15 protein-coding genes are annotated in these 14,835 nt (G+C 71.2%); 4 read left to right on the top strand and 11 right to left on the bottom strand.

All coding sequences use genetic code 11. The annotated features are described in order from the left end of the window. Positions 1–144: 144 nt before the first annotated feature. The 5 genes from CCN51_RS55240 to CCN51_RS34740 form a co-directional block, all read right to left on the bottom strand. Entirely contained in the window at positions 145–288 is a 144-nt protein-coding gene (locus CCN51_RS55240; RefSeq protein ID WP_014177742.1) for a hypothetical protein, read from the bottom strand. A 157-nt stretch (positions 289–445) separates the two neighbouring features. After that, positions 446–1,633, bottom strand: coding sequence for a serine hydrolase domain-containing protein (locus CCN51_RS34755; RefSeq protein WP_014177743.1), 1,188 nt, complete (start codon positions 1,631–1,633; stop codon positions 446–448). A gap of 124 nt (positions 1,634–1,757) precedes the next feature. Next, a complete protein-coding gene (locus CCN51_RS34750) occupies positions 1,758–2,414 on the bottom strand; it encodes a response regulator (protein WP_014177744.1) in 657 nt (218 codons plus the stop codon). Next, complete coding sequence (locus CCN51_RS34745) at positions 2,411–3,523, bottom strand: sensor histidine kinase (RefSeq protein WP_014177745.1); 1,113 nt, start codon at positions 3,521–3,523, stop codon at positions 2,411–2,413. Before CCN51_RS34745 ends, CCN51_RS34750 begins: the two co-directional genes overlap by 4 nt. Before the next feature lie 143 nt (positions 3,524–3,666). Next, positions 3,667–4,107 (bottom strand): PaaI family thioesterase, encoded by a 441-nt coding sequence (locus tag CCN51_RS34740; RefSeq protein WP_014177746.1) that lies wholly within the window; start codon positions 4,105–4,107, stop codon positions 3,667–3,669. 65 nt (positions 4,108–4,172) lie between these two features. Here CCN51_RS34740 and CCN51_RS34735 point away from each other — a divergent pair, with 65 nt between their 5' ends. Further along, the gene (locus CCN51_RS34735; RefSeq protein ID WP_014177747.1) at positions 4,173–4,610 is read left to right on the top strand and encodes a MarR family winged helix-turn-helix transcriptional regulator; all 438 of its coding nucleotides are present in this window, start codon (positions 4,173–4,175) and stop codon (positions 4,608–4,610) included. A 39-nt stretch (positions 4,611–4,649) separates the two neighbouring features. Here CCN51_RS34735 and CCN51_RS34730 read toward each other — a convergent pair whose 3' ends face one another. Next, positions 4,650–5,174: an SRPBCC family protein gene (locus CCN51_RS34730; RefSeq protein ID WP_014177748.1), complete on the bottom strand. Its 525-nt coding sequence runs from the start codon at positions 5,172–5,174 to the stop codon at positions 4,650–4,652. 149 nt (positions 5,175–5,323) lie between these two features. Between CCN51_RS34730 and CCN51_RS34725 the strand changes: the two genes are divergently transcribed. After that, positions 5,324–6,280, top strand: a complete 957-nt coding sequence (locus CCN51_RS34725; RefSeq protein ID WP_055413969.1) for a LysR family transcriptional regulator — start codon at positions 5,324–5,326, stop codon at positions 6,278–6,280. Positions 6,281–6,295: 15 nt separating this feature from the next. On the opposite strand, the gene CCN51_RS34720 is transcribed toward CCN51_RS34725, so the two are convergent. Further along, the gene (locus tag CCN51_RS34720) at positions 6,296–7,252 is read right to left on the bottom strand and encodes an SMP-30/gluconolactonase/LRE family protein (protein WP_014177750.1); all 957 of its coding nucleotides are present in this window, start codon (positions 7,250–7,252) and stop codon (positions 6,296–6,298) included. Between the two features lie 197 nt (positions 7,253–7,449). On the opposite strand from CCN51_RS34720, the gene CCN51_RS34715 reads away from it, so the two are divergent. Beyond that, a complete protein-coding gene (locus tag CCN51_RS34715) occupies positions 7,450–8,523 on the top strand; it encodes a LacI family DNA-binding transcriptional regulator (protein WP_014177751.1) in 1,074 nt (357 codons plus the stop codon). On the opposite strand, the gene CCN51_RS34710 is transcribed toward CCN51_RS34715, so the two are convergent. The 4 genes from CCN51_RS34710 to CCN51_RS34695 form a co-directional block, all read right to left on the bottom strand. Next, positions 8,486–9,982, bottom strand: coding sequence for a glycoside hydrolase family 32 protein (locus tag CCN51_RS34710; protein ID WP_086860502.1), 1,497 nt, complete (start codon positions 9,980–9,982; stop codon positions 8,486–8,488). The two genes, CCN51_RS34715 and CCN51_RS34710, sit on opposite strands and share 38 nt — an antisense overlap. Next, positions 9,979–10,818, bottom strand: a complete 840-nt coding sequence (locus CCN51_RS34705; RefSeq protein WP_014177753.1) for a carbohydrate ABC transporter permease — start codon at positions 10,816–10,818, stop codon at positions 9,979–9,981. Before CCN51_RS34705 ends, CCN51_RS34710 begins: the two co-directional genes overlap by 4 nt. Positions 10,819–10,892: 74 nt before the next feature. Then, a complete protein-coding gene (locus CCN51_RS34700) occupies positions 10,893–11,870 on the bottom strand; it encodes a carbohydrate ABC transporter permease (RefSeq protein WP_014177754.1) in 978 nt (325 codons plus the stop codon). Next, complete coding sequence (locus CCN51_RS34695; protein WP_014177755.1) at positions 11,867–13,276, bottom strand: extracellular solute-binding protein; 1,410 nt, start codon at positions 13,274–13,276, stop codon at positions 11,867–11,869. Before CCN51_RS34695 ends, CCN51_RS34700 begins: the two co-directional genes overlap by 4 nt. Positions 13,277–13,442: 166 nt before the next feature. Here CCN51_RS34695 and CCN51_RS34690 point away from each other — a divergent pair. Beyond that, the coding region (locus tag CCN51_RS34690; RefSeq protein WP_107426137.1) for a glycoside hydrolase family 32 protein at positions 13,443–14,835 on the top strand (1,393 nt) is incomplete at its 3' end.

Below are 14,835 nucleotides of genomic sequence, written 5' to 3'. Positions count from 1 at the left end.
GCTGCGGCGGGGCGGGGGCGGTTGCCGGCCCCGACTGCGGATACGGCGTCGGAAGGCGCTTCGTTCTCTGTCCGCACCGGAATCGACCGCTCAGGAACCGGTGCGGACCTCGCTGTGCCGCTCACCATGCTCGTCCTGCACACGTCACCTATGCCGGAGCGTGACCACCGTTGCCACGAGCAGGACCGCGAGCACGATGGCATACCAGGTGAAGAATTCCGGGGTACGGTTCGCGGCCTCCACTGCTCGGACCACCGCGCCGAGGACCTCTCCGTGTGCGATGTTCATCGAGATCGCCTTCTTCTGGAAAAGCGGACCGGTCTAAGTGCTCTCATCACCGGGAACGGCGTGATCCGTCGCTCTCCCTGGTTTCATTGAACACCTGGAAGTCGGGCATCGTCAGGGGGCGAGCCGTAGCAGCGCTGCGACCTCGGCGGGCGCCGGGTCAGGAGTCCTGCAGCGCGGCCAGGACGATCGGCAGTTTGCGGGGGTTGCCGGAGAACGACTTGGCGTCGGTGGAGTTGACCACGAAGACCAGGGTGCGGTCGATCCTGCCGTGGGCGTCCAGGGTGGCTCCCATCCCCGTGGCGTAGCCGTAGCGTTCGCCGGTCTTGCCGTAGAAGACGGTGCCGTCGGAGAGCACCCCACGGGTGAGGCCCATGGTGTACGAGGCGGGGTCGGTGCTGTCGTACATGGTGATGCCCTTGGGGACCTCCAGCATGTGGCGGAGCTGGGCCTTGGGGACAACTCGGCCGCTGAACAGCGCCACGGTGAAGCGCTCCAGGTCGGCGGCGGTGCTGATGACGTCGCCTGCCGCCCAGCTCGCGGAGAGGTTCCAGTCGGTGACGTCTACGAGTCCGGTGGAGGTGCGCTGGTATCCGAGGTTGTGCGGCCCGGGGATGTGCGGGTCGGTGCCGGGGTAGGAGGTGTCGCGCATGCCGAGGGGGGTCAGGATGCGCCGCTGAACCTGGCGCTCGTAGGAGTCCCCGGTCACCTTCTCGATGAGCAGGCCCAGCACGGTGTAGTTGATGTTGAGGTAGTGCTGCTTGCGACCGGGGGTGAACTCCAGCGGGTGGGCGGTGGCGGAGGCGATCAGCTGCTGTGGGGTCGTGGTGTCGAAGCGGTGTGCGTACTGGGCCTCGAAGGGGTCGCCGGGACCGTCGGCGGTTCGCAGTCCGCTGGTGTGGTTGAGCAGCTGGGCGACGGTGATCGGCGGGTAGTCGGCGGGAAGCAGACCGGGGAGATAGCGCTGGACGGGGCGGTTCAGGGCGACCTTGTGCTCGGCGACGAGCTGCAGGACGACGGCGGCGGTGAGGACCTTGGTCACGCTGCCCGCGCGGAAGCGTCCATCGGCGAGTACCGGCTGCCCCGATGTGAGGTCGCGGACGCCGGCGGCGCCCTGCCAGCTTCCGGCTCTGCCGCCGACCCGGATGATCGCGGCGGTGGCGTCGTCTGCCGGGAGGTCGGCGATCGTGCGCTGCAGGGCCGCGGTGTCCAGAGTCGACGCCGCGGCTGTGGACGCCGAGGCGGTCGGTGCCGGGTGTGCCAGGGCCGGTACAGCGGCGGCGGAGCCCGCGGCGATGGCCAGGGCGACGGCGGCGGCGGTCAGGGCGGTGCGGGGGCGGATCCTCATCGGTGTGCTCCAGGAAGGGGGTCGGTATCGGGAATGACCCCATCCTGGTGATCACGCGCTTCGGACGGATCGCCGGAGCGACCGATCTTGGGCGGATCGGCGCTCCCTCGCGTGAGGGAGTCGGTCACTCCACGGTGACCAGGCCCGTCTCATACGCGCAGATGACCGCCTGGATCCGGTCGCGAAGGCCGAGTTTGGTCAGCACATTGCTCACATGCGTCTTGACGGTGTGCTCGCTGACCACGAGCTCCGCGGCGATCTCCGCGTTGGACAGGCCCCTGCCGAGCAACTGGAGGGTTTCCCGCTCCCGCGCGGTGAGCACCGCCAGCCTGTCGGAGCGCGGCGCGGCGGTCTCCCGGGGGCGCCGTACGAAGTCCGCGACCAGGCGCCGGGCCACCGAGGGCGCCAGGAGCGAGTCGCCCGCGGTCACCACCCGGACCGCGTGGACCAGGTCGTCACGGCGGACGTCCTTGAGCAGAAAACCGCTCGCCCCGGCGTGCAGGGCGTCATGGACATACTCGTCGGAGTCGAAGGTGGTCAGCATGATCACCCGGCAGTCGGTCTCCTGGCAGATGGTTCCGGTCGCTTCGATGCCGTCCGTCCCGGGCATGCGGATGTCGAGCAACGCCACGTCCGGGGAGTGGCGGCGTACGGCCTCGATCGCCGCCGCGCCGTCCCCGGCCTCGGCGACGACCTCCATGTCCGGCTGGGCGTCGAGGATCATCACAAAGCCGCTGCGGACCAGTTCCTGGTCGTCGGCCACCACCACACGGATCGTCATTTCCCCACCCCGAGACTCACGAAGACCTCGAACCCTCTGCCGCCCGGCCCGGGCCCGGTACGGGCGATGCCGCCGTGTGCGGCCGCACGCTCCCGGATGCCGATCAGGCCGTGACCATGACCGGGAGAACGGGATCCCGCGGAGCCGCCGACGCCCGGCCCACGGCCATCGTCGGTGACGGTGATGCCGAGCTTCTCACGGCCGTAGTCGAGCCGGACCGCCACCCGGTCGGCGGCGGCGTGCTTGACGACGTTGGTCAGGGCCTCCTGCACCACACGGTAGACGGTGGCCTCGGTGTCCGGGGGCAGGGGTCTGACCCGGCCGGTGGTGTCGCACGAGACCGTGAGCCCGCTGTCCGACACGCGGTCGAGCAGCGCGGGCAGTTCGGTGACGGTGGGCTGCGGACCCCGTGGGTCCGTGGCGTCCTCGCGCAGCACCCCCAGCATCCGCCGCAGCTGGACCATCGCATCCCGGCCGGTCTCCGAGATCGCGTCGAAGGCCGCCTCGGCCCGGTCGGGGGCGGTGCGTACCGCGACCGGGCCGGCCTCGGCCTGCACCACCATCAGGGCGACGGAGTGGGAGAGGACGTCATGCATCTCCCGGGCGATCCTGGCCCGTTCGCGGACCACCGCCTGCTCGGCCGCCCTGCGCTCGGCGGCCGCCGCATAGGCCTGGCGGGTGCGGGTGAGGGTGCCGAGGGTGCAGGCGCCGAAGAAGACGATCAGGCTGAACAGCAGCTCCCGGACCTCGCCCGTGTTGAGCGCCACGCCGACCGGGATCAGCAGCACCGCCAGCGCCATCATGGCGATGCGCGTACGCGTCGGGGAGAGGGCGGCCACGGTGTAGGCGGCCGCCAGCCCGGCGTACGGCAGGGGCTGGCCGGGACCGTCGAGGGTCAGCTCGTAGCAGAACTGCGCGAGGCAGACGGCGACGAGCACGGTGAGCGGCGCCCTCCTCCGCCACACCAGCGGCAGCACGGCCAGGGTCGTCAGCGCGTAGGCGGACCAGGTCGCGGGCGGCAGTCCGGGGCCCCGGGGGACGACGAACGGCATGGTGACGGCCAGTTGCACCAGCAGCGCGAGGCCGAGGTCGAAGGCCCGCGGGGGCAAGCTCCGCAGTGTCCGCAGCAGACGAGGGCCGTGGCCCGTCGGGACGGACGCATCATGAACATGCCTCTGATCGTGCATGCGGCCGATCGTGCCAGGGGCGGGTCCGCCGAGGCCCGCCCCCCTGGCCAACAACACGGTTCGGGTCAGCTCCCGTTCGGCGCTTCGGCGGCCGCCATCACCGCGATCGTGCCCTGCGCCACCGCGCACAGGGTCGCCGTGCCCCCGCCGTCCACGGTGGACAGGTCGCAGCGGCATACGACGCGGGTGCGGCCGGCCCGTACGACCCGTGCCTCGGCCCGCAGGAGCGTTCCAGCGGCGGGGCGCAGATAGTCGATGGTGAACCCGGCGGTGAGCAGCCGGGCGCCGGCCACCGAGCCGGCGGCGAAGGTCAGGGCGTTGTCCGCGGCGTAGCCGAGTACGCCGCCGTGCAGGAAGCCGTGCTGCTGGCGCAGGTCGTCGCGGATGTCCAGTTCGAGGGTTGCCGCGCCCTCGCCGAAGGCGATCAGGCGGGCGCCGAGCAGGTTGCTGAAGGGCTGGGCGGCCAGCATCTTCTGCGCGACCGACAAGTCCAGAATCTCGTCCATGCCACCTCACTTCACTGGTGAAGTGACCCTGCCGCGCGGCTCTCGCGTCTGTCAAGATCGGCCCTATGTCTGAGGCTCAGCCCGCATCCGACCAGCGCCTGTTCTTTCTGCTGCAGCGGGCGGCGCATCGGCTGCGTACGGTCGCGGACCGGCGCTGTCTGGCCGCCGCCGGGGTCACCACGGCGCAGCTCGGCGCGCTGTTCGCCGTACGCGATCAGCCGGGCATCACCCAGCGGGAGCTCGCGCACGCCCTGGGACTGCGCGAGTCCGGCGTCACCGCGCTCGTCGTACGGCTCGCCAAGGCCGACCTCGTCGCCAGGCGGCCGCACCCGCGCGAGCACCGCGCCGTGGTACTGGAGCTGACCGACGGCGGGGCCGCCGCCCTCCGGGCCGCCCAGCCGGAAATCGAGCGGTTCAACGGCGAGTTGCGGGGTCTGCTCGGCGATCAGGGGTTCACCCGGACCGCCGCCGCGCTGCACGCGCTCGCCCACTGGGAGTCCTGACCAGCCCTGACCAGTCCTGACCATCAGAGGCGAGGCCCTCTAAGCGCGGGTCTTCTCGGCGGCGCCTACGAGTCCGTCCAGCCAGGCCTGGTGGCCGTTGAGCATCGGGTTCGGCCGCTGACCGGCCAGCGCCGCGGCCGGCCGGCCGATCTGTGTCTCCTGGGTGAGGATGCGGACCCGACCGCCGGGCAGGTCCTCCACCAGCCAGGCGTGCAGGACATCGAGCTGTTCCTCGGGGGAGCCGCCCTGCCTGGCGGTCCACGACAGGCGGCCCGGGACACCCGCTGCGGGCCCCTGGAACTCGACGACGTGCGCGTCCAGGGGCGGGAAGCCGAAGGTGCCGAAGCGGAAGTGGATGTCGGCCCTCAGCTCGGGGCCGCCGCCTTGGGGGAAGCTGATGTCGGCGACGTTGTCGTAGTACGACTCCCACGTCGAGGTGTCGACGAGGAACGGCCAGACGTCGGCGGCGCTCAGGCCCTTGGCGATCACCTCGTTGGAGACGAAGTTGTCGCCGGTGCCGGGCAGGTAGCGCTCGGGCCAGTTGATCGCGTTCTGGGTGGTCATGGGGGTTGGGGGGCCTTTCAGTCCTTTCACAGGTGTGTACGCCTTTGACGCTAAGCCCGCCTGCCATCGGGAAACCAATAGGAGATTCGATTTCTGCCATCAGGTCTCCGATATGAAGGCGAGCTACCCTGGGCGGCATGAAGAGCGGCATGAAGAATCGCGTGCTCAGCGGCGGCGAGGAGGACACCGACGGCAGGCAGATCCCGTCCCCCGCCGACCTGAACCTGCTGCGTACGTTTCTGGCCGTCTACCGGTCCGGTTCATTCACCGCCGCGGCGCCCCTGCTCGGCCTCTCCCAGCCGACCGTGACCGCCCAGATCCGCACGCTGGAACAGCAGACGGGACGCGAGCTGTTCACCCGGCTCCCGCGGGGCGTGGAGCCCACGCCCTTCGCCCACGAGCTGGCCGGCCGGGTCTCGGGCCCGCTGGACGCGCTCGCCTCCCTCGACGGAGGCAGCGGCATGCTCACCGGGGCCGCCTCCCCCGTACACCTCGCCGGTCCGTCGGAGCTGCTGTGCACCCGGGTCCTGCCCGCGCTCGCCCCGCTCGTCGCCGAGGGGGTGCAGCTGCGCGTCACACAAGGGCTGACCGATCCGCTGCTGGAGGACCTGCGCACGGGACGGCACGACCTCGTCATCGCGACCAGGCGGCCCCGTGGCCGCGGGCTGACCTCGGTCCCGCTGGCGGACGAGGAGTATGTGCTGGTCGCGGCCCGCGACTGGGCGCGGCGCGTCCAGGAGCACCCGGCGGCCGACGACCCCTGCGCCGCGCTGCGGGACGTGCCCCTGGTCACGTACGCGGAGGACCTGCCCATCGCCCGCCGCTACTGGCGCACCGTCTTCGGCAAGCAGCTCTCCGCCCGCGCCGCGCTCACCGTGCCGAATCTGCACGCCGTCGTGTCGGCGGTCACCGCAGGCGCCGGTTACAGCGTGCTGCCTCGGTCGCTGTGCCATGAACATCTCGCCTCGGGCGCCCTCGCGCTGCTCCACGACCCGGACGTACCGCCGCTGAACACCCTCTTCCTCGTGCAGCGACCGGGCGCCGACGCCAACCCGAACGTCACCCGGGTCCGCGACCGCCTCCGGCACGCCGCCCGCGCCTGGTAACCGGCCTCTCCTGCGTCACACAGGGACGGCGACGCCGGTGAAGGTCGTGTCCGGGGTCTGGGGGGAGGTGAAGCGGGCGTTGACGAGGTAGAGGCGGTCGCCCCAGCGGGCGGCGGTGGTGGGGACGTCGAAGCGGGGGTCGGTGACCGTGCGGCGCAAGGTCGCGGAGGGGGCCTTGGTGTCGAGGTCGAAGACGCTGATGAGGTTGAGCCGGTTCTGCACCACGTACAGCGTGCGGCCGATACGGAGGAGACCGTCGCCGTTCGCGACGTCGGCGGCGCCGACCAGCGCGATCTCGGTGGCGTGACCGCCGGCCAGGTCCACGTGGTAGAGCCTGCCGGGCGAACTGCTGACGACGATCAGCCCACGGCCGTCCGGCGTGCCGACGATGCCGTTGGCGTTGTTGACGTTGGGCGTCTGCACCCAGTCGCCGGTCAGCGGCAGGCGGCGGACCACCCCCTTCCGGCCACGCGGTACGCCGTAGAGGACGGCGTCGCGCGAGTCGGTGAACCAGGCGCGGTCGCCGAGCAGGATGACGTCGTTGATGAAGTGACCAGTGGAGTCGGTCAGTTGATAGGTGGCCACCAGCTCGCCTGTGCGGGAGTCGACGACCCGCGCCGACCCTCCGCCGCCTCCCGAGATGTAGAGCAGGCCGTCCTCGTCCAGCTTGAGCCCGACGGCCACCGTGCCCGGGGCACCCGCATGGATGACGCGTCCCTCTCCGGTGCGCAAATCGGTGCGGTAGACCGCGCCGTTGGCGCGCGAGCCCATATAGGCGTACGGCCTGCGGCCGATCGTGATCCCCTCGGGCAGGAAACCGTCGGGGAGCGGGAACTCGCTCGGCCACGCGGCCGGGGCCGCGGAAGAGGCTGCGTGTGCCGCGCCGACACCGGCCGTCGCCGCCGCGAGCGCGGCGACGGCCGCACCTCCGAGGACGGTGCGCCGGGACGGCTGGGGGTGGTTCCAGGTCATGGTTCCGGGCCTCCGTGAAGGGTGGGGCGGAGTCCGGCGGCATCAGTAAGCCGACCGAACTACTCACCGAACTACTCACTGAACTCTGTGCACGTGACGCATCAGCTTCAACGCGGTTTCTGGTCACCCTCATGCGTAACGGGCCGCCGCCCGCCTGGGTTCCTCGGCGCGGAACGCCGACGGATAGGCTGGAGCTCATGGGCACGGGCGAGGGCGGACACGGCGGAACCGCCGACAAGCTCGGGCGACCGACGTCGCGGGATGTCGCCCGGCTCGCCGGGGTGTCCCACACCGCCGTCTCCTTTGTGTTCAACGACCGGGCCGAAGGGAACCTGTCGGCCGCCACCCAGGAGCGCATCCGCCAGGCCGCCGCCCGGCTCGGCTACCGCCCCGACCCCGTCGCGCGCGGTCTGCGGCGCCGCCGCACCGCGGTGATCGGGCTGGTCACGGACGAGATCGCCTCGTCGCCGTTCGCAGGACGGCTGCTGCGCGGGGCCATGGAGACCGCCTGGGACAGCGGGCATCTCATCCTCACCGTCGACTCCGGTGGCGATCGGGCCAAGGAGGACGCGGCGGTCGCCGAGCTCCTGGACCGGCGGGTGGACGGCATCATCTACGCGGCCATGTCGCTGCGCCGGGTCCGCGTCCCCGAGGGCCTGCACCGCACGTGCTCCGTCCTCGCCAACTGTCTGGCCGAGGACGACTCCCTGCCGGCCGTCATCCCCGCCGAGCGCGCGGGAGGCCGTACGGCGGCCCGGCTGCTGCTGGACGAGGGGCACCGCAGGCTCGCCATGGTCGGCGGCCAGGACGACATCGCGTCGGTCGAGCGGCTGCGCGGCTTCCGTGACGCCGTACGGGTCAAGGGGATCCTCGTCCCCAAGGAGTGGGTGCTGCGGACCGGCGGCGAGATCTCCGGCGGGTACGAGGGCGCGATGCGGATGCTGGACGGGGTCCCCGCGGACCGGCGTCCCACCGGCGTCTTCTGCTACAACGACCGGGTCGCGGCGGGCGTCCTGCACGCCGCGACCCGGCTGGGGATCGCCGTTCCGGGCGATCTGTCGGTGGTCGGCTACGACGACCAGGAGCACATGGCCGAGTTCCTGGCCCCGCCCCTCACCACGGTCGCGCTGCCGCACCGGGCGATGGGCGAGGCCGCCGCCCGGCTGGTGCTGGAGGCCATCGACACCGGGCGGACACCGCTGGCCACCACCCGGCGCCTGGCCGGCCCGGTGATCAGCCGAGCGTCGGTGGGACCAGCTCCCACCCGGTGACGGCGGCCACGGCACCCGTCACGACGAGTTCGCGCACATCGTCCGGGCGCCGGTAGACGCGCTCGGTGACCGTGGCCCGGTCGTCGACGAACAGCTCGAACAGCGAACCGTCGACGAGCACGCGCACCTCCCTCCCCGGCGCCCGCACCACGATCGGCGCCGACCCCCGGGGGCCGGTGCCGGGCCTCCGGGGCCAGTCACCGCGGTCCAGCGTCACGGTGCCCCGCTCCGGGTCCAGCCGCACCGTCAGCTGCCCACCCGAGGCCGACCGCAGCAGACTCACCGTCGTCAGGCCGCGGGCAGTGACCGTCAGGTCGTACGCCTCCGGGAGGGGAACCCGGCCCGGTACGGTCCGGCTCGGTACGGTCCCGCCCGGCGCGGTGACGGACGGCGCGGTGACGGACGGCGCGGTGACGGACGGTTCAGTGACGAACGGTTCATCCGCGCGGAGCAGTTCGAGCTCCGGAGCCGGTACGACCCGCAGCGCGCCGTCCGGGTGTACGTCCACCACCCTCGGCGCGGTGAGAACGCCGGCCCACCCGGCGCGCTCCACCTCGCCGCGCTCACGGGCCTCCCAGGACCAGCCCCACATCAGGGCCCGGTCCGCCTCCTGGAGGACGGCGGGCGCGTAGAAGTCCCGCCCGTGGTCGAGCCGCCCGCCGGTGCGCGCCTCGAAGCGCAGCGCGCCCGGGTCCCGGCCGTCCGTACGCAGTCGGCCCGTCAGGTACGCGGTGGAGCACGGGTCTCCGTCCCACAGCGACACCACCAGCACCCAGTCCCCGCCCGCCGTCGCGTACAGCTGCGGGCACTCCCAGCCGACCGCCCGGTCGCCCTGGTCGCCGAACGCCTCCGCCGCGACGGGGTCCGCGCCGTCCACAAGCACACCGGCGAACCGCCAGTCGGCCAGGTCCTCGCAGTCGTAGAGCAGCACCGACGGTGTCCCGTCGGCGTGTCCCGCGCCGACCAGCGCCCAACGCCGTCCGCCGCACCGGAAGACGAACGGGTCGCGGAACATCACCACGTCCAGGCCGGTGGGCGGCCCGGTCACCACCGGTGTGGGCAGCGGCTTCCACTCAGCCAGCGCGTCGTCGTCCGGGTCGGCGGCCCGTGCCAGGCAGATCGTGCCGAGCCCGGTGTGGTGGCGGTCGACGCCGGTGTAGACGGCCGTGGGCACGCCGTCGTCGTCGACCACGCACCCGGACCAGCAGCCCGCCTCGTCCGGGCCGCCGGGCGTCGGGGCGAGCGCGATCGGATGGTGCTCCCAGCGGACCAGGTCGGGGCTGGAGACATGGCCCCAGTGGACGTTGGCGTGGATTGGGGCGTCGGGGTTGTGCTGGTAGAAGAGGTGGTGGCGGCCGCGCCAGCGGAAGGGGCCGTTCGGGTCGTTGATCCACCCCGCGGGCGGGCGGACCCTGAAGCGCGGGGCGTGCGGATCGGGGGAGTGAGCGGCAGGGCTCAACGGTTGACTCCTGCGGACGTGATGCCCTCGCGAAGGGGGCGCTGGCCGACGACGAACACGGCGACGGCGGGGATCATGGAGAGGACGACACCGGCGAGCACCACCGAGATGGAGCCGGTGCCGAGGTTGCCCTGGAGCGAGACCAGGCCCAGCGGCAGGGTGTAGTTCTGGCCGGAGGTCTCGAGGATCAGCGGCCGGAAGAACTCGTTCCAGTGGTAGTTGAAGGCCAGCACGCCGACGATCGCGAGTCCGGGAGCGGCCAGCGGGGCGTACACCGAGCGGAAGATCCGCCATGGGCCGCAGCCGTCCAGCATCGCGGCCTCGCCCAGGTCCTTCGGCATGCCCAGGAAGTACTGCCGCATCAGGAAGGTCCCGAAGGCGGTCGGGAAGGCCGGAATGATCAGGCCGAGGAGGGTGTCGGTCAGGCCCATCGACTTCAGCACCAGGAACACCGGCACGATGGTGACCTGGAGCGGCACCATCATGGTCGCCAGCACCAGGCCGAACAGCGGCTTCTTGAAGCGGAATTCGAGACGCGCGAACGCGTACCCCGCCAGGCCAGCCGTGATCATCTGGCCCACCGCGATCAGCGCGGTCACCAGCGTCGAGTTGAGGGCGACCAGCCATACGTCGATCTGGTCGAAGACCCCGCGGTAGGACTCCGTCGTCGGGTGGGTGGGGATGATCTTCGGCGGCAGGTCGAAGGACTCGGCCGGGGTGCGCAGCGAGGTGGAGACGGTCCAGATGACCGGGCCCAGGGTGAGCAGCGCGCACACCGCCAGCCCGGCGATCCGGGCCCAGGGCGCGAGCGAGTGCCGCGCGCGGCTCAGGTTCATGGGGGCTTGGCTCGGGGTCGGTCGGCTCGGGGTCGGTCGGCTCATGGTCGCTTGGCTCATGGGACTCACCCGGCTCACTGGTAGTGGACGAAACGCCGGCTGAGCCGGAACTGGAGGGCGGTGACCGCCATGATCAGTACGAACAGCAGCACGCCCACCGCGGACGCCGGGCCGAACCGGAGCTGCTCGAACGCGGTCTCGTAGATGACCATCACGACGGTGCGGGTCGAGTCGCCGGGCCCGCCGTTGGTGAGCACGTACGGCTGCTCGAAGACCTGGAGCGCGTTGATGATGCCGACCACCGACGCGACCAGCAGCGTGGGCGACAGCAGCGGCAGTGTGACGGCGAGGTGCTTGCGCAGCCCGGTCGCGCCGTCGAGCGAGGCGGCCTCGTGGATCTCCTTGGGGATGTTGTTCAGACCGCCGACGAACAGCAGGAACGAGAAGCCGAACTGCTGCCAGACGTAGACCAGGATCACCGCGGCCATCGCCCCGTTCTCCGACGTCAGCCACGGCACCGGGGCGATCCCGATCAGGCCCAGCAGCCAGTTCACCACGCCGAAGTCCTGGTTGAAGAGGTACTTCATCACCACCGAGATCGACGCGGCGGACAGCACCAGCGGGAAGAAGAACGCCGACCGGAACACCGAGCGCAGCCACATGGGCATCCGCCCGTTCACGGCCAGCGCCAGCGCCAGCGCGATGAGCAGCTGGAGCGCGACCGCGAGCGCCATGAACACGAGGGTGTTGCGGAAGGAGACCAGCACCGTCGAATCGGCGAAGACCTCACGGTAGTTGGCGGTCCCTGCGAAGCTCGGGTCGTCGATCACGTTCCAGTGGAAGAGGCTGAGGACGACCGAGCCGACGATCGGTACGACCGTGAAGATCACGATGCCGACGATCGTGGGCGCCAGGAACAGCGTGGCGAGCAGCCGGGTGGAGCGGGTGCGGGCCGCGGGCCGCGAGTTGTCGGCGGGCGGTGGAGCCGGCCGCTGCCGTGCGGCCGGGACCTGAGTGTTCCCCTCCGTGTTCGCCTGCGTGTTTGTCGTCATACCGCACGCTCCATGGCCTTCTCCAGGTCACCCTGCATCCGGCGCAGCGCGGGGCGCACCGCGCCGCGGGAGGCCAGGGCGGTGCCGGTGTGCTTGAGCAGCACCTGCTCGACCTCGGCGACCTGCGGCGGCGCGGGGATCGGACCGGTGTCGGGGAACTTGTCGAGGGTGTCGTAGAAGACCTGCCAGTGGTCCGGGCCGGTCTCCCGGTAGCGGTCGGGGCCCAGCATCGAGCGGCGGGCCGGGGTGGTCTGGTTGGTCCTGAACAGCCGCATCAGGGTGTCCCTGCGGGCGGCGTACTTGATGAACTCCCAGGCCTCGTCCTGCTTCTTCGAGGTGCGCAGCAGCGCGTAGCCGGCGGCGCCGAACTGCATGCGCTGGGTGCGCCAGCGCGGGAAGTACTGCACGTCGTAGTCCGTGGCCTTCATACCCGCGAGACTCAGACCGCCCGCCCAGAAGCCGCCCGCGGGCGTGACGCCGACCCGGCCGGTGGAGAAGACGCCGACGAGGTTCTGGCCGTTGCCGCCCTCGGGGCGGGTGCACAGGTCCTCCTGGATGAGGGAGGCGAGATAGTCGTACGCCTCCTCCACCCGGGCGTCGGTGGCCTGCGGGGTCGTCCACCGAAAACCGCCCCCGCGCCCGCGCCGGTCGGCGGCCGGATAGAAGGAGTCCCACAGCCAGGCGCCGCCGGGCGCCTTGGACTCGGCGAGCAGATTGGTGCCGTTCGCGAACAGCCAGGGCACCACGCCGCCCCACAGCCGGTTGGTCCAGAAGTACGGCGTGAACCGGGAGCCGCCCGACTTCTTCATGTCCCGCAGCAGCGCGGTGAAGTCGTCGCGGGTCCAGTCGGGCGCCGGGAAGCTCGCGCCCGCCCGCTTCAGCACCTGGTTGTTGAGATACATGTCGGCCGCGTTGAACTCGACCGGCAGCTGGTAGAGGCTCCCCTCGTACATCATCGACTCGACCAGCGAGGGATGGACGTCGGCGAAGTACTCGCGCAGCTCCTCGGCGTCCCGCTTCACCCAGCGGTCCAGCGGGACCCCGAGGCGCTGCGCGAACAGCTGGACGCCCTCGGTGGCGACGTAGACGAGGTCGGGGGCGGTGCCCGCCGCGATCTGGGTGAGGATCTTCGCGAAGAAGTCGGACCAGTCGACGGCCTGTACCGCGTTGATGCGGAGCTTGATGTCGGGGTGCTGCTTCCGGAATCCCTCGGTGAGCGTGCGTACGGCCTCCGGTCCGTAGGCGGGGCCGAGGGTGGCGACGACGAGGGAGCCGTCGTTCCGGCCGGGGATGTCGGCGCCGGTGAGGCGGTCCCAGCCGGCGGCGACGCCGCCGAGGGCCGCGGCCGCGGCGCCGTACGCCCCGTACCGCATGAGGCCGCGGCGGGAGATGAGCGAGTCGGTCATCGGTGTTGAGCCTAACTCGTGTTAGTCGAAGTGACTTCCCGATGATGAGAACCCTGTAGTGGCACTGTCAAGGCGCGCGCCAGGGTTGACCTTTAACGAGTTAGGTCTACGCTTCCGAACCACCGAGCCGCAGTCCTGACGACGAAGTCAGGGAAGGAGCCGCACCATGCTTTGGACACCGGGCATATCCAGGAGGTCGCTGTTCGTCGCCTCGGCCGTGGGCGCGGCCGGCGCGTTACGGCCTGTCGCTGCGAGACCGGCGGCAGCGAAGTCCAAGGGCAGGGCGTCATGCGGGAGTTACCGCGCCGCGTACCACTTCACCGTGCCCGACCAGTGGAAGAACGACCCGCAGCGCCCGGTCTGGATCGACGGCGAGTACCACTACTACTACCTCTACAACCCGGACTACCTGACCGGCGGTACGACCGCCGGCACCGCGTGGCGCCTGGCCACCAGCACCGACCTGGTGTCCTTCACCGACCGCGGCATCGCCGTGCCGAAGGACACCACTCCCAACGGCGATGTCTGGTCCGGTTCCGCGGTCGTCGACACGGACAACACGGCAGGCTTCGGCGCGGGAGCGGTGATCGTCCTGGCGACCATGTCACCCGACGACAACGCCAACACCCAGGCGCAGTACCTGTTCTACTCCACGGACGGCGGCCGTACGTTCACCCACCACGGCACCGCCCCGGTCCTGCCCAACCCCGGGGTCCGGGACTTCCGCGACCCCAAGGTGATCCGTGACGAGGAGCGCGGCCGGTGGGTGATGACGCTCGCCGAGAACAACAAGGTGGGCTTCTACCACTCCGCCGACCTGAAGTCGTGGACGTACGTCAGCGGATTCATCAAGGACGGCATCGGCGTCCTGGAGTGCCCCGACCTGTTCCGGATCACGGCCGAGGACGGCACCCGGAAGTGGGTGCTGGGCGTGAGCGCCAACGGCAAGGCGTCCGGGCTGCCGAGCACCTACGCGTACTGGACCGGCACCTTCGACGGCACCACCTTCACGGCCGATGCCTCCGACCCGCAGTGGCTCGACCACGGCTGGGACTGGTACGCGGCCGTCACCTTCGAGAAGCGGGACGCGAACGGCACCCTCGACCCGGCCGCGCGCTACGCGATCGGCTGGCTGAACCACTGGGACTACGCCAACACCACGCCCACCATCGACTGCGACGGCTTCAACGGCACCGACTCCATCGTCCGCGAGATCACCCTCAAGCGCGCCGCGGGCGGTACGTACTACCTCGCCTCCCAGCCCGTCGCGGCCCTCGACGCCCATGTCTCCCGCACGGTGAACCTCGGCGACCTGGAGGTCGACGGACAGCGGGTGCTGGAGCACACCGGCACCGCCTACGAGTTGACGACCGAGATCGCCTGGGACCAGCTCACCGGCGCGGGGCTGCAGTTGCGCCGCTCCACCGACGGCGGCCGCCACATCGACGCCGGGATCTACGACGACTACGCCTTCGTCAACCGCGGGTACACGGTGAGCCCGGACTCCTCCGGTCGGTGGCGGGAGAGCCGCACCCCCTTCGACCCGTCCGCGCGGACGG

Origin of the sequence: Streptomyces milbemycinicus (assembly GCF_002154605.1) — a bacterium.
GTDB lineage: Bacteria > Actinomycetota > Actinomycetes > Streptomycetales > Streptomycetaceae > Streptomyces > Streptomyces milbemycinicus.
This window is presented reverse-complemented; position numbering and strand designations above follow the sequence as displayed.

Bases quoted from the DNA above. Each gene is read 5' to 3' on its own strand.
- CCN51_RS55240 (WP_014177742.1), bottom strand. From the start codon at position 288: ATGAACATCGCACACGGAGAGGTCCTCGGCGCGGTGGTCCGAGCAGTG.
- CCN51_RS34755 (WP_014177743.1), bottom strand. From the start codon at position 1,633: ATGAGGATCCGCCCCCGCACCGCCCTGACCGCCGCCGCCGTCGCCCTG.
- CCN51_RS34750 (WP_014177744.1), bottom strand. From the start codon at position 2,414: ATGACGATCCGTGTGGTGGTGGCCGACGACCAGGAACTGGTCCGCAGC.
- CCN51_RS34740 (WP_014177746.1), bottom strand. From the start codon at position 4,107: ATGGACGAGATTCTGGACTTGTCGGTCGCGCAGAAGATGCTGGCCGCC.
- CCN51_RS34735 (WP_014177747.1), top strand. From the start codon at position 4,173: ATGTCTGAGGCTCAGCCCGCATCCGACCAGCGCCTGTTCTTTCTGCTG.
- CCN51_RS34730 (WP_014177748.1), bottom strand. From the start codon at position 5,174: ATGACCACCCAGAACGCGATCAACTGGCCCGAGCGCTACCTGCCCGGC.
- CCN51_RS34725 (WP_055413969.1), top strand. From the start codon at position 5,324: ATGAAGAATCGCGTGCTCAGCGGCGGCGAGGAGGACACCGACGGCAGG.
- CCN51_RS34720 (WP_014177750.1), bottom strand. From the start codon at position 7,252: ATGACCTGGAACCACCCCCAGCCGTCCCGGCGCACCGTCCTCGGAGGT.
- CCN51_RS34715 (WP_014177751.1), top strand. From the start codon at position 7,450: ATGGGCACGGGCGAGGGCGGACACGGCGGAACCGCCGACAAGCTCGGG.
- CCN51_RS34705 (WP_014177753.1), bottom strand. From the start codon at position 10,818: ATGAACCTGAGCCGCGCGCGGCACTCGCTCGCGCCCTGGGCCCGGATC.
- CCN51_RS34700 (WP_014177754.1), bottom strand. From the start codon at position 11,870: ATGACGACAAACACGCAGGCGAACACGGAGGGGAACACTCAGGTCCCG.
- CCN51_RS34695 (WP_014177755.1), bottom strand. From the start codon at position 13,276: ATGACCGACTCGCTCATCTCCCGCCGCGGCCTCATGCGGTACGGGGCG.